This is a genomic window from Bradyrhizobium sp. SZCCHNS3016 (genome assembly GCF_032484535.1).
Classification (GTDB): Bacteria; Pseudomonadota; Alphaproteobacteria; order Rhizobiales; family Xanthobacteraceae; genus Bradyrhizobium.
Window position 1 is genome coordinate 34,600 of the sequence record NZ_JAUETE010000018.1, and the last position, 13,050, is coordinate 47,649.

Genomic DNA, 13,050 nt, shown 5'->3' on the forward strand with positions numbered 1-13,050 from the left:
CTCACATCCCGACCGCGGCGAAGAAGATCGCGAACACGCCGTCCATCACGATGACGAAGAAGATACCCTTCACCACCGATGAGGTGGTGTGGCGTCCCAGCGACTCGGCGCTGCCCTGCACGGCCAGTCCTTCGACGCAGGCGACGATCCCGATCACCGCCGCCATCACCGGCGCCTTGAGCAGCCCGACCGTGAAATGATCGATCGAGATCGCATCGCGCAGGCGCAGCAGGAAGGCCTCGGGATCGACGCCGCCATAGAACCACGCCACCAGCCCGCCGCCATAGAGCGCGGCGATGTCGCCGAGGAAGGCCAGGATCGGCAGCGCGATCACCAGCGCCAGCATGCGCGGCAGGATCAGGACCTCGATCGGATCGAAGCCCATGGTGCGCAGCGCATCGATCTCCTCGCGCATCTTCATCGAGCCGAGCTCGGCCGTGTAGGCGCTGCCCGAGCGTCCGGCGATCATGATCGCCACAAGCAGCACGCCGATCTCGCGCAGCACCAGCACGCCGAGCATGTCGACCACGAAGATGTCGGCGCCGAACCTGCGGAAATGGAAGATGCCCTGCTGGGCAATGATGCAGCCGATCAGGAAGGTGATCAGCACGATGATCGGCACCGCGCGCCAGCACACCTGCTCGAGATGATGGATGGTCGAGGTCAGCCGGAAGCTGCGGGGATGGATGAACACCCGGCCGCTGGCGACGATCACGGCGCCGAGCATGTCGATCAGCGCGGCGACCGTGCCGAAGATGCCGGCGACACTGAGGCCGATCTGGCCGAGCATGCCGGTGATGGTCACCATCGTCGCGTCGCCATTGGGCGCGGTGCTGACGCGGCGAACCTCATCGACCAGGCTGGCGTAGTTCGCAGAGAGCCCATCGATCCGGACCTCGACGGTTCCGGTCGTGAAGCTGCGGCGCAGCCGCTCGATCAGCCAGGCGCCGAACGTGTCGAGCTTGGACACCTGGGAGACGTCGATCGAGACATCGATCTTCTTGCCGGCGAGCTTTTCGGCATCGGCGACAAGCCGTTCGAGCGACGGCGCAAAAGGCGCAGTCCAGGCGCCGGTCGCGCGCAGCGACAGCGCGTTGCCATCGCCACTGCGCTGCAAATCAGGGCCGCCCTTCACGACGGCCATCCTCGGAGCCTCGGACGTCCGCTCCTTGACGAGAAAAATCCCACCGCGTCGCTACCACCTTGCCGGAGACCACTATCAACAGCCATAGTCGGTCAGCTCGCGCAAGCCCCAAGCGCCTCATTCCGGTTCACAAATCGCCAGACTTTCAAATGACTTCCAACGGTTTTCCAATACTGGACGCCCGGATCGGCCACTGGCCGATCGCCGGCAGCTTCACGATCAGCCGCGGCGCCAAGACCGAAGCGGTCACGGTGATCGCGGAAGTGCGACACGGCACGATCGTCGGCCGCGGCGAATGCGTGCCCTATGCGCGCTATGGCGAGACCCCCGAGGCATCGTTGAGCGCGCTGCTCGCGATGCGCGATGCGATCGCCTCTGGTCTCGACCGCAACGCCCTGCAGACGGCGATGCCACCGGGGGCGGCGCGCAATGCGCTCGACTGCGCGCTGCTCGACCTTGAAGCCAAGCGGAGCGGCCGGCGCATCTGGGACCTGCTCGGACGCCGCGCGCCGGGGCCATGCGTGACCGCCTACACGATTTCGCTCGGGACCCCCGACGTGATGGCCAAAGCTGCGGCCAAGGCCGCGCACCGCCCGCTGCTCAAGATCAAGCTCGGCGGCGACGGCGATCCGGCGCGGATTGCAGCCGTGCGCGAGGCAGCTCCGCAGTCACAACTGATCGTCGATGCCAACGAGGCCTGGACCGAGGCGAATTTGGAGTCCAATCTGGCGGCCTGCGCCGCCGCCGGCGTCACGCTGGTCGAGCAGCCGCTTCCCGCAGGAAACGACGAAGCGCTCGCCAACATCGCGCGCCCGCTCGCGGTGTGCGCCGACGAGAGCGTGCACGACCGCAACTCGCTCGAAGCGCTGCGCGGACGCTACGACGCCGTCAACATCAAGCTCGACAAGACCGGAGGGCTCACCGAGGCGCTTGCCATGGCCGATGCCGCGCGCTCGCTCGGCTTCGACATCATGGTCGGCTGCATGGTGGCGACATCGCTCTCGATGGCACCGGCCATGCTGCTGACGCCGCTCGCCCGTTTCGTCGATCTGGACGGACCGCTGCTGCTCGCCGAGGATTGCGAGCACGGCCTGCACTACGAGGACAGCCTGGTCTATCCGCCCGATCAGGCGTTGTGGGGCTGAAGCGACAGGCTTCGGTGCGCGATCCACATCAGGACGCCACCCGCTCCGGCCATCGCGGCCATCACGTAGTAGACACCGGGTCCATAGGCCGCATAGACCGGCCCCGAGAGGGCCGATGCCGCCGAGCCGACCACACCGCTCGCAGCCGCATAATAGCCCTGCCCGCGCGCCGTCAGTTGCGCCGGCACATGGCGGACCAGCAGCCCCATGGTTCCGACCAGGGTCAGTCCGAAGGTGAAGCCGTGACTGATCTGGACCGCGGCGAGCCCGGCCGCATGCGGCTCCTGAGCCGTGAGGCTCCAGCGCAGCACGGCCGCCACTGCACCGATCATGACCAGGCTGGCGGGCGCCAACGTGAAGCGTGGTGACAGGGCGAACACGACGATCTCGGCCAGCACGCCCATGGTCCAGAGCCAAGCGATGGTCATCCCGCTGAAGCCCTGCGCCTTCCACGCGATGGCGGAGAACGTGTAGTAGGCCGCGTGGCTGGCCTGGATCAGCGCCGAAGCCGCGATGATGCAGAGGAAGCTCGGATGGCCCAGCAGACTGCGCCCGTCCCGGGCCAGGCCGGCGCCATGCGGCAGGGGCGGCAGCGCCTGCAGCAGCAGGCTGCTTGCCGCACCGCACAGCGCGACCAAGAGGATGATCCAGATCAGCTCGGACGACGGCGCGAGGTCGGCCACCCCGCCGCACAGCAGCGTTCCGGCGATGAATGCGGCCGATCCCCACAGCCGCAGGCGACCGTAGTTCAGGCCATAGCTCATCACGCCACGGAGCGCATAAGCGTCCGTCAGCGGGACAACGGGTGTCCATAGACAGCAGGTTGCCACGTAGACCAGGAATACCAGCCAGGGTTCGCGCTGGAAGGCGAGAACCACAAAGCCCGATGCCGTTGCGAAGGTGGTCAGCCGCATCGCGGCGCGCAGGGCCTGCCGGCGTTCGGCAACCGCGGTGATCAGCGGCAGAACGGTGAAGCGGGTCACGGCGGGAACCGCGATGATCACGCCGATCCACGAGGCGTCCAGCCCGATCGCCCGTAGCCACACGGGGAAAAACGGCAGATGCGTCCCCGACAGCATGAACACCGCGCCATAGAACAGCCCCAACCTGTCCGCGAATCGGCGCGACAATACCGGCGATGTGGTGGAGATTTGTCGGGACAGTGGCATCAATTCAATTGCGATTCGGTCAATATCATGGTGATCGTTATGCCAACGCGCAGCAATGTGCGCGATAGGTTTGCCATGGTCGATGAAGTCTTCGCCCTCTCGCCGATATCCGCCCGCGCGGCTCAGCCGAACGAGGCCGATTACGAGGCGATCCGCGACGCCTTCATGGAGACGTCCCGAGGCCGCTGGTTCCTCGGCGAATACGCCAAACGCAACCGCAATGCCGACACCAGCATGGTGCTCGACGCCGTGGCCCGCATCGAGCACGCGCTGGCCTCGCAGCGTCAGCAGCAGCAGGAGTTCGAGCAGGCCGACAGCAAGGCGCTGCCCGAAGCGCTGGCCGCGATCCGCGCCTCGGTCGAAGACGCTGCACTGGTCGCAGCCTCTGCGGTCGACAGCATGGCCCTTGAGCAGAACCTGGCGCCGGTGCGCAAGGGCATCCGAATCATCAAGGAAATTTCCTGGCGCTGGCGCGAGATCGGCGCCGATTCCCGGATCTGCGACCTGATCGATGCACAGGTCACATCGATCGAGGCCGCGTGCGACCAGCTTGCGAGTGCCGACCCTAAGGTCGCGCTGCTTGCGGCCTTCGAGATCATCAAGACGCGGCTGAAGGAGCTCGACGCGGCGGAAGCAAGCGTTCCGCCCGCGGCTGACGAGATCAAGCCGGCGACCGAGTCCGCCGCCCCGCCAGTACCTGATGTCGCATCGGGTCCGGCTGCGGAGGCGACGGTCTCGGCTGAGCCGCAGGCGGCTCCGGAGCCGGAGCCCGTGCCGGAACAGATGGAGGCGGCCCAAGCCGGGCCCGAGATGACCATTCCGCTCGTTGCAGCGGTGGCCGCGATCGAATCGGTCGAGACATCCTCCGGCGCTGACACTGTGATCATGGCGGCCGCAGCGGTTGAAGCCAGGATGGTTGACACCGACGCTGCGGCGGTGGTGCAGCCCCCCGGAATTGCGACCGAGCCGTCGGTGGACGCAACCCTTCTCGAAATCGAGCAGCACGCCGCGGCGGCCCTGGATGACGCCGTCGCCGCAGAAGCCCACGACGAAGCCATCCTGGAATTGGTCGCGGCGGAGATGGGTGCTCCCGATCCGATCGACGATGAGGAGTTCAGCCGGGCCAGGACGCTTGGCTTCGACATTGAGGAGCCAACCTCGGTCGACGACGACATCGTCGCGAGCTTCAGCGAGCCGGCGCCGTCGGAGCCGGATCTCGCGCTGACCACGGCAGAAGCCTCGGTTGCCACGGCGGCGCCGGCTCCCGCTGCGCCCACGATGTCTGCCCCGCCAATGTATGCCCCGCCGATGCCGGCCCCGCCCGCGGCGACCCCGCGCATGGCCTCGCCTCCAGCCCCGGCGCCAGTCCCTAGCGTGCCCGTATCGGCACCGCTTCCGGAGGCGATCACCATCGAGACCCTGGCCGCCGTGGCGGCTGCGGTTGCAGCTCAATCTCCCGCGGCGGCCCCGCAGGCCGATGTTGCGCCGAGCCAGCAGGTCCGCCCGACCGCCGCCGCGGCTCACAGCACCAGCGCATCCGCGATGCCCAGGCCTGCCTACGAGCCGTCGCTGGGATCGACGCTCCTGTCGAACGGCCTTCTGCAGCGGCCACAGGCGCCCGCCAATGACTTGCTGGCACCGATCCGTCGCATGACCCAGCCTGAGAAGATCGCATTCTTCTCGTAGGGCGAGAGCGTCTCGGCCACCTCCTATCGAACCCCGATCACTGAGCACCGAAAGGTGCTGCGTTGATAGGTGACGCGGATCACGTACGCTGCTGCGTAATCTGCGTAGCCTGGTCCTCAAGCCATTCGCTTGGCGCATGCTCGAGGAGAACGCCGTGTCCGTTCCGAAATTTCGCGCTGTAACATCCGCCTGGAAATCCCTGCTCATGTCCGCGCTGCTGGGCCTGATGGCCTGGGTCGGCCCGGACTCGGCGTTCGCCGCCGGCAGTGAGATCGACAACCTTCACACGCCACCGCGCGCGCTGGCAGCTCCCTCACCTGCAAGGGAGAGCAACACCCCCGCAGCGATCCCTCAAGGAGCCGAGCCACGCGTCGCACTCGTGATCGGCAATGCGAGCTATCAGAACGCGCCACCGCTGGAGAACCCGGACAACGACGCCCATGCTGTTGCCAAGCTGTTGAACTCGGCCGGCTTCGAGGTGATCACGGCGACCGACCTGACGCAGAACGAGATGCTCAAGGTCGTCCAGGATTTTTCGAGCCGGGTGGCAGCAAACGGCCCGAACACAGTGGCAATGGTCTACTACGCCGGCCACGGGGTTCAGCTCGCGGGCGAGAACTATCTGATCCCGATCGATGCCCGTATCTCAGCGCCCTCCGACCTGACGACGGGGACGATCCGTCTGGTGGACCTGATGGCAACGCTCGACGCCATCCCGAGCCGCATGCGGATCGTCGTGCTGGACGCCTGCCGCAACAATCCATTCCCTGCCATCAACGATGCCGGACGCGGACTTGCCATCGTCGACGCACCGAACGGCTCCATCCTCGGATATTCGACCTCGCCTGGCGAGGAGGCGCTCGACGGGCGTGGCGAGAACAGCCCGTACGCGCAGGCGTTCCTGAACCTGGCGCGGCAGCCGAACCTGCCGATCGAGCAATTGTTCAAGCGCATTCGCCTGCAGGTGAACCAGAGCACCGATGGTCGACAGACGCCGTGGGAGAGCTCTTCGTTGATCAGTGATTTCACCTTCTTCGGCGAATCCCTGGTTGCCGCAGCGCGCGCGCCGGAGAACGCGCCCGTGGTGCAGATGGCCGCCAACCTGCCGAGCCGTTCCGTGCGGCAGGCCTATGACTACGTGCTGTCGGAGAACCGTCCGCAATATTATCGCGAGTTCATCGCGATGTACCCGCGCGATCCGCTCGCCGACCGCATCCGCGCACTGCTCGCCGGCCTCGTGCAGGCCGCGGCGTGGCACCAGGCCGTGCTGGCGAATTCGCCGGCCGCCTATCAGAGCTTCCGAGAATCCTATGCCGACAGCCCATATGCGCCGGTCGCGCTGCGGCTGCAGGGACAGCCTCGGCCCATCCCCGTGCTGCAACCGAGCCGTCTCATCATGCCACCGCAACTGGCACCGATCGCTCGGCCGTTCAATCCCGGCGCCCAGATCCAGAGCCATCCAGGCCCGCAACCGAAGCTGCCGACCACCAGCGTGCCGCCGCGCGGACCGATGCCGCCAACGGTGGTCACGAAAGGCAATGCCATCAACAACGCGGGTCCCAACAAGGTCGTCGATCCCAGGCCAATCGCTCAGACCAGGTTGCGCGACAGGATCATGCCGCCGGCAAATCCGCCTGTCGCCGCGAAGATCCAGCGCGATCCACTGAAGCGCAGTCCTGGGCGGCCATTCGACACCCGCGAGGTCCGGCGTCCCTTCCCCGGCAATTCCGGACCGTTCAAGCCGAACATCAACGCGTCGCGTCCGTCGATGGCGCGTGGCCAAGGCGGGATGCAGGGCGGCCCGACGCGGGGCACGCCGCACATCGCGCAGTCCGGACTGCGGATCGGCGGTGGGGGATCTGCAAAAGGCGGCCTCAGCTTTCACTGAGGCTTGATCGTCAGGCGATCAGCCTGGCGTAGAGCTCAGCATCGACATTGCCGCCGGACAAAACGATCACCACCGTCTTGCCCGCCACATCCAGCCGGCCGGCCAGCAATGCCGCAAGCCCGACCGAACCACCGGGCTCGACGACGAGCTTCAGCTCCCGGAAGGCAAAGCCGACCGCGCGCCCCACCTCCTCATCCGAGGCCTCGACCGCAGCCGATAGCAGTTGGCTGTTGATCGCGAAGGTGATCTCGCCCGGAATCGCCGCCATCAGCGCGTCGCAGATGGTGCGTCCCTTCGCATCATGGGCCTCGCGGTGGCCGGCCCGCAGCGAGCGCGCATGGTCGTCAAAGCCCTTCGGCTCAGCCACGACCATCTGGGTGCTCGGAAAATGCGCCTTCACCGCGGTCGAGACGCCGGCAAGCAGACCACCGCCCGAAGCCGGGACGATCACCAGATCCGGCGACAGGCCCAGCGCCGCGAGGTCTTCGGCGATCTCGCGGCCGACGGTGCCCTGCCCTGCGATGACGTGGGGATCGTCATAGGGCGGCACCACCGTAGAGCCGCGCTTTGCAGCGATGTCGCGCGCGATCGCTTCACGGTCCTCGCGATCGCGATCATAGAGCACGACCTCGGCGCCGAACGCCTTGGTGCGCTCGCGCTTGGCCGCCGGCGCATCCGAGGGCATCACGATCGTGGCGTCCATGCCCAGCAATGTGGCGGCATGGGCGACGCCCTGCGCATGATTGCCGGAGGAGAATGCGACGACGCCGTTGCCGCGCGCTGCCTGCGGGATCGACGCCAGTTTGTTGTAGGCGCCGCGGAACTTGAACGAGCCGGTCCGCTGCAGCACCTCCGGCTTCACGAAGACGTTCGCCTTGAACTGCTCGCTCAGCACGGGAGCCGGCAGCAGCGGAGTCCGCACGGCCACGGGCGCGAGCACGCGTGCCGCCGCATCGATGTCGGCGGCGGTCACGGGCAGGATTGGGGAATGAGTTGTCATGCCCCTATTTTACCGCGCCCGATTGCCGAGAGGCAAGGGAGCCGGTGTCAGGCGGCGCGGGCGGCCAGTTGGGGAACCGGCGCGCGCTGCCGCAGCGGATCGGTCCAGGTGAGGATCTCGAAGCGGCCGTCCTCGTGCTCGACCAGCGCCGTGCAGCTCTCGACCCAGTCGCCGCAATTCATGTAGCGAATGTCGTCCTGATCGCGGATGACAGCGCAATGGATATGGCCGCAGATCACGCCGTCAGCGCCATGCCTTCGCGCCTCGGAGGCCAGCGCCGTCTCGAACGCGCCGATGTAGTTCACCGCGTTCTTGACCTTCTGCTTGGCCCATTGCGACAGCGACCAATAGGGAACGCCGAACATGCGACGGAAGAAGTTGACCAGACGGTTCATCTGGATCGCGAAGTCATAGGCCTTGTCGCCGAGATGGGCGAGCCAGCGCGCGTTCTGCACGACCAGATCAAAGATGTCGCCGTGGATCACCAGATAGCGTTTGCCGTCAGCGCCGGTGTGGACGATGTTCTCGACGACGTCGATGCCGCCGAAATGCGTGCCGTAATAACCGCGCAGGAACTCGTCGTGATTGCCGGGGACGTAGACGATCTTGGCGCCCTTGCGCGCCTTGCGCAGCATCTTCTGCACCAGGTCGTTATGCGACTGCGGCCAATGCCAGCTCGATTTGAGCGCCCAGCCGTCGATGATGTCGCCGACCAGATAGATCGTATCTGCATCATGGTGGCGCAGGAAATCGACGAGGAGATTGGCCTGCGAGCCGCGGGCTCCGAGATGAACGTCCGAGATGAACAACGTCCGAAAGCGCCGAGCCGGGCTTTCTTCACCAGCAGTCTCAAGTCCCATGCGCGCCCACCTAACAGTCCCTGATGACACCGCGATGACGAAACGCCGCACCGGCAGAACCCATCCTGCCGGACCGCGACCGGACACCGCTCGTTCGACGACTCGCGACGTCCTTCGTCACTGCCCCGCGATACCAGCGGGGTGCGACAATCAGGCGACAGGCGGGCGGCGCGAACAGGGAAAAACAGCCTCCTATCTCGGCACGGTGACGACGCGCAGATTGTTGGTGGTGCCGGCCCGCGCGAACGGGATGCCGGCGACGACGACGAGCAGATCGCCGGCTTCAGCGAACTCCTCCTGCACGGCGAAGAAGGTCGCGCGCTCGACCATCTCCTCGTAGCTCTGCACGTCCTGCGACAGCACGCTGTGCGCGCCCCACAGCAGGCACATGCGCCGCGAGGTGTCCTCGTTCGGAGTGATCGCCAGAATCGGCAGGCTCGGCCGCTTGCGCGCAACGCGCGAGGCCGAGGTTCCGCTCGACGTATAGGCCACGATCGCCCTGGCGTGGATTGCCGAGGCGAGATCGGCCGCCGCGGTTGCCACCGCATGCGGCGGCGTCTGCTCCTCGCCCGGCTGCGTCGCCTCGACGATCGAGCGATACATCTTGTGGCCTTCGGTGGCCTTGATGATGCTGTCCATCATCGCCACCGCCTCGCGCGGGTATTGGCCGCTGGCGGATTCGGCCGACAGCATCACCGCGTCGGCGCCGTCATAGATCGCAGTGGCGACGTCCGAGACCTCGGCGCGCGTCGGCGTCGGCGTCGCCACCATCGAATCCAGCATCTGCGTCGCGACGATCACCGGCTTCACCGCGAGCCGGCAGGCGCGCACCAGCTCCTTCTGCTTGCCCGGCACGTCCTCGTTGGGAATCTCGACGCCGAGATCGCCGCGCGCGACCATGATCGCATCCGACAGCTGGATGATGTCGTCGATCCGCTCCAGCGCCGCCGGCTTCTCGATCTTGGACATGATGCCGGCGCGGCCGTTGATGAGGCCCCTCGCCTCAAGCACGTCCGACGGCTTCTGCACGAACGACAGCGCCACCCAGTCGACGCCGAGCTCGAGCCCGAAGGCGAGATCGGAGCGGTCCTTGGCCGTCAGCGGCGACAGCTCCAGAATGGTGCCCGGCAGATTGACGCCCTTGTGATTGGAAATCGCGCCGCTGACGATCACCTTGGCCTCGATCCAGTCGTCGCCGAGGCCGGTGACGCGGACGCGCACGCGGCCGTCATCGATCAGAAGATCGTGACCGGGCGAGACCGCCGCAAAGATCTCCGGATGCGGCAACGGAATCGACGTCTTGTCGCCCTCGGTGCCGTTGAGGACAAATCGAATCGTCTCGCCGACTTCGACCTGGATCTTCTTGTCGCGCAGAGTGCCGACGCGAATCTTAGGACCCTGCAGATCCATCAAGATGCCGATCGGCCGCTGCACTTCCTTCTCGAGCGCGCGGATCGCGGCATGGACCTTGGCGTGATCGGCCTGGGTGCCGTGGCTGAAGTTGAGACGAAAGGTGTCCACACCGGCGAGGAACAGCGCTTTCAGCATCTCCGGAGAATTGCTCGCGGGACCGACAGTCGCAACGATCTTGGCTCGACGGTGACGACGCATGATGTGTCCTTTCTCCTTAAGCCGTGTCTCGCGTCTCTATGACACGCATGTGATTGGCATGCGCGGACGCAGCGGAAGCGCTGATATACGCCCCGCAGCGTCCATTGCAAGCGCGACACGGAACACGCCAAAATTGTGCAAGAGAACAGCACGCCTCAGACGTTGGAGCCTTGGATCGCGTCGATGACGGCGTCGGTCACCTCCCTGGTCGTCGCCTTGCCGCCCACATCGGGCGTGAGGATGCCGGCTGCACACACCTTCTCCACCGCCGCCATCAGCCGCGCGGCCGCGTCCCGCTCACCGAGATGCTCGAGCATCTGCGCGCCGGTCCAGAATGTTGCGACCGGATTGGCGATGCCCTTGCCGGTGATGTCGAACGCCGAGCCGTGGATCGGCTCGAACATCGACGGGAAGCGGCGCTCCGGATCGATGTTGCCGGTCGGCGCCACGCCGAGGCTGCCGGCCAGCGCGCCGGCGAGATCGGACAGAATGTCGGCATGCAGATTGGTCGCCACGATGGTGTCGAGGCTCTTCGGCTGCAGGGTCATGCGCACGGTCATCGCATCGACCAGCATCTTGTCCCAGGTCACATCGGGGAATTCCCGCGCCACTTCGGCGGCGATCTCGTCCCACATCACCATGCCGTGGCGCTGCGCATTCGACTTGGTGACGACGGTGAGGAACTTGCGCGGCCGCGACTGCGCCAGCTTGAACGCGTAGCGCATGATGCGGGTGACGCCGACGCGGGTGAAGACGGCAACCTCCGTGCCGACCTCCTCCGGCAGGCCGCGGTGCGCGCGACCGCCCATGCCGGCATATTCGCCTTCGGAATTCTCGCGCACGATCACCCAATCGAGATCGCCGACGCCGACGTTGCGCAAGGGCGAGGCCACGCCAGGCAGGATCTTGGTCGGCCGCACATTGGCGTACTGATCAAATCCCTGGCAGATCGGCAGCCGCAGCCCCCACAGCGTGATGTGGTCGGGCACGTCGGGAGCACCGACCGCGCCGAAATAGATCGCGTCGAACTTCTTCAGCTCGGCGAGGCCGTCGGCCGGCATCATCACGCCGTGCTTCTTGTAATAGTCCGAGCCCCAGTCGAAGGTCTTGACGTTGAAGCTGATGTCGCCTGAGCGCTTGGCGAGCGCCTCGAGCACACGGACACCTTCGGAGATGACCTCGGGGCCGATGCCGTCGGCGGGAATCGCGGCGATGGAATGGGTGCGCATGAAAGGGCTCCGTGTAATGGGTCAGGATTGCGTGGCCGCAGCGGCCTTTGCACGTTGTGAACGTGACAGCAACAGGGTCAGCACCGCCGATACCACCAGCAGCCCGGCGACGAAATAGAGCCCGCCATTGAAGCTGCCGGTCTGGTCCTTGATCCAGCCGATCATCGCGGGACCGACGAAGCCACCGAGATTGCCGATCGAGTTGATGGTCGCGATGCCCGCCGCGGCGGCCGAGCCGGACAGGAACGTGGTCGGCATGCTCCACAGCGGCGGCTTCGAGGAGGAGATGCCGACATTGACCAGCGTGAGTGCCGCGAGCACGGCGGCGACACTGGTCGACAGCCCGGCCAGCCAGAGCCCGACGGCGGCGACGACGCAGGCCAGCACGACGTGCCAGGTGCGCTCGGCGGTGCGGTCGGAATGGCGCGCCCACAGGATCATGACGACCACGGCCACGGTCGGTGGCACCGCGTTGAGGAAGCCGACGGCGAAGGACGACAGGCCGAACTGCTTGATGATCTGCGGCGCCCAGACGCCGAGCGTGTAGAGGCCGGCCGAGGTGCCGAAATAGACCAGCGCGAGCGCGAGCACGCGGATGTCGGCCAACCCGCGCCAGATGCTGTGGCTGGCGGTGGCGGCCTTGCTCGCCAGCTCGGCATTCATGGTGCGCACCAGCCAGTCGCGCTCGTCGTCGGCGAGCCAGCGCGCCTGCTCCGGACGATCGGTCATGTAGGCGAGCACGACGAAGCCGAGTAGCACCGCCGGCAGCGCCTCGATCAGGAACAGCCACTGCCAGCCCTTGAAGCCGAGAATGCCGTCCATCTCCAGCAGCGCGCCGGAAACCGGAGAGCCGAGAACCGTGGAGAGCGGCGCGGCGGCCATGAACAGCGCGGTGACGGCTGCGCGCTGGCGGGCCGGGAACCAGTAGGAGAGATAGAGGATGATTCCGGGGAAGAAGCCTGCTTCCGCAGCACCAAGCAGGAAGCGCAGCACATAGAAGCTCGTCGGTCCCTGCACGAACGCCATCGCGCCGGAGACGATGCCCCAGGTGATCATGACCCGCGCGATCCAGATGCGGGCGCCGAACTTGTCCAGCGCGAGGTTGGAGGGGACCTCGAACAGGAAATAGCCCCAGAAGAAGATGCCGGCGCCGAACCCATAGGCCGAGGCTGACAGCCCGATGTCCTTGTTCATGGTCAGCGCTGCGAAGCCGACGTTGACGCGGTCGATGAAGGCTACGAAATAGAGCAGCATGATGAAGGGCACGATGCGCAACGTGATCCTGCGCAGCACGCGCGTTTCCAGCTCTCCGGCCATC

10 protein-coding genes are annotated in these 13,050 nt (G+C 66.3%); 3 read left to right on the forward strand and 7 right to left on the reverse strand.

Annotation, left to right across the window (positions count from 1 at the left end; genetic code table 11):
- Nucleotide 1 precedes the first annotated feature (1 nt).
- Nucleotides 2-1,135, reverse strand: coding sequence for an ABC transporter permease (locus tag QW881_RS27975; protein ID WP_315758425.1), 1,134 nt, complete (start codon nt 1,133-1,135; stop codon nt 2-4).
- Between the two features lie 158 nt (nt 1,136-1,293).
- Between QW881_RS27975 and dgcA the strand changes: the two genes are divergently transcribed.
- Nucleotides 1,294-2,289 carry an N-acetyl-D-Glu racemase DgcA gene (gene dgcA, locus QW881_RS27980; protein WP_315758336.1) on the forward strand — a complete coding sequence of 332 codons (996 nt, stop codon included), beginning with the start codon at nt 1,294-1,296 and terminating at the stop codon, nt 2,287-2,289.
- Here dgcA and QW881_RS27985 read toward each other — a convergent pair.
- The gene (locus QW881_RS27985; RefSeq protein ID WP_315758338.1) at nt 2,271-3,458 is read right to left on the reverse strand and encodes an MFS transporter; all 1,188 of its coding nucleotides are present in this window, start codon (nt 3,456-3,458) and stop codon (nt 2,271-2,273) included. The two genes, dgcA and QW881_RS27985, sit on opposite strands and share 19 nt — an antisense overlap.
- A 75-nt stretch (nt 3,459-3,533) precedes the next feature.
- On the opposite strand from QW881_RS27985, the gene QW881_RS27990 reads away from it, so the two are divergent.
- Both QW881_RS27990 and QW881_RS27995 read left to right on the forward strand, forming a co-directional pair.
- The gene (locus tag QW881_RS27990; RefSeq protein ID WP_315758339.1) at nt 3,534-5,144 is read left to right on the forward strand and encodes a hypothetical protein; all 1,611 of its coding nucleotides are present in this window, start codon (nt 3,534-3,536) and stop codon (nt 5,142-5,144) included.
- Nucleotides 5,145-5,298: 154 nt separating this feature from the next.
- Nucleotides 5,299-7,032, forward strand: coding sequence for a caspase family protein (locus QW881_RS27995; RefSeq protein ID WP_409999030.1), 1,734 nt, complete (start codon nt 5,299-5,301; stop codon nt 7,030-7,032).
- Between the two features lie 10 nt (nt 7,033-7,042).
- On the opposite strand, the gene QW881_RS28000 is transcribed toward QW881_RS27995, so the two are convergent.
- The 5 genes from QW881_RS28000 to QW881_RS28020 all read right to left on the reverse strand — a co-directional run bounded on the left by QW881_RS28000 (nt 7,043) and on the right by QW881_RS28020 (nt 13,049).
- On the reverse strand, nt 7,043-8,032 hold the full coding sequence (locus QW881_RS28000; protein ID WP_315758341.1) for a threonine/serine dehydratase: 990 nt from the start codon (nt 8,030-8,032) through the stop codon (nt 7,043-7,045).
- A 47-nt stretch (nt 8,033-8,079) separates the two neighbouring features.
- Nucleotides 8,080-8,892, reverse strand: a complete 813-nt coding sequence (locus QW881_RS28005; protein WP_315738828.1) for a UDP-2,3-diacylglucosamine diphosphatase — start codon at nt 8,890-8,892, stop codon at nt 8,080-8,082.
- Nucleotides 8,893-9,084: 192 nt separating this feature from the next.
- On the reverse strand, nt 9,085-10,503 hold the full coding sequence (gene pyk / locus QW881_RS28010; protein WP_315738829.1) for a pyruvate kinase: 1,419 nt from the start codon (nt 10,501-10,503) through the stop codon (nt 9,085-9,087).
- 155 nt (nt 10,504-10,658) lie between these two features.
- Complete coding sequence (locus QW881_RS28015; RefSeq protein ID WP_315758342.1) at nt 10,659-11,732, reverse strand: tartrate dehydrogenase; 1,074 nt, start codon at nt 11,730-11,732, stop codon at nt 10,659-10,661.
- Between the two features lie 21 nt (nt 11,733-11,753).
- Entirely contained in the window at nt 11,754-13,049 is a 1,296-nt protein-coding gene (locus QW881_RS28020) for an MFS transporter (RefSeq protein WP_315758343.1), read from the reverse strand.
- Between the last annotated feature and the right edge of the window lies 1 nt (nt 13,050).

Bases quoted from the DNA above. Each gene is read 5' to 3' on its own strand.
- dgcA (WP_315758336.1), top strand. From the start codon at position 1,294: ATGACTTCCAACGGTTTTCCAATACTGGACGCCCGGATCGGCCACTGG.
- QW881_RS27985 (WP_315758338.1), bottom strand. From the start codon at position 3,458: ATGCCACTGTCCCGACAAATCTCCACCACATCGCCGGTATTGTCGCGC.
- QW881_RS27990 (WP_315758339.1), top strand. From the start codon at position 3,534: ATGGTCGATGAAGTCTTCGCCCTCTCGCCGATATCCGCCCGCGCGGCT.
- QW881_RS28000 (WP_315758341.1), bottom strand. From the start codon at position 8,032: ATGACAACTCATTCCCCAATCCTGCCCGTGACCGCCGCCGACATCGAT.
- QW881_RS28005 (WP_315738828.1), bottom strand. From the start codon at position 8,892: ATGGGACTTGAGACTGCTGGTGAAGAAAGCCCGGCTCGGCGCTTTCGG.
- pyk (WP_315738829.1), bottom strand. From the start codon at position 10,503: ATGCGTCGTCACCGTCGAGCCAAGATCGTTGCGACTGTCGGTCCCGCG.
- QW881_RS28015 (WP_315758342.1), bottom strand. From the start codon at position 11,732: ATGCGCACCCATTCCATCGCCGCGATTCCCGCCGACGGCATCGGCCCC.
- QW881_RS28020 (WP_315758343.1), bottom strand. From the start codon at position 13,049: ATGGCCGGAGAGCTGGAAACGCGCGTGCTGCGCAGGATCACGTTGCGC.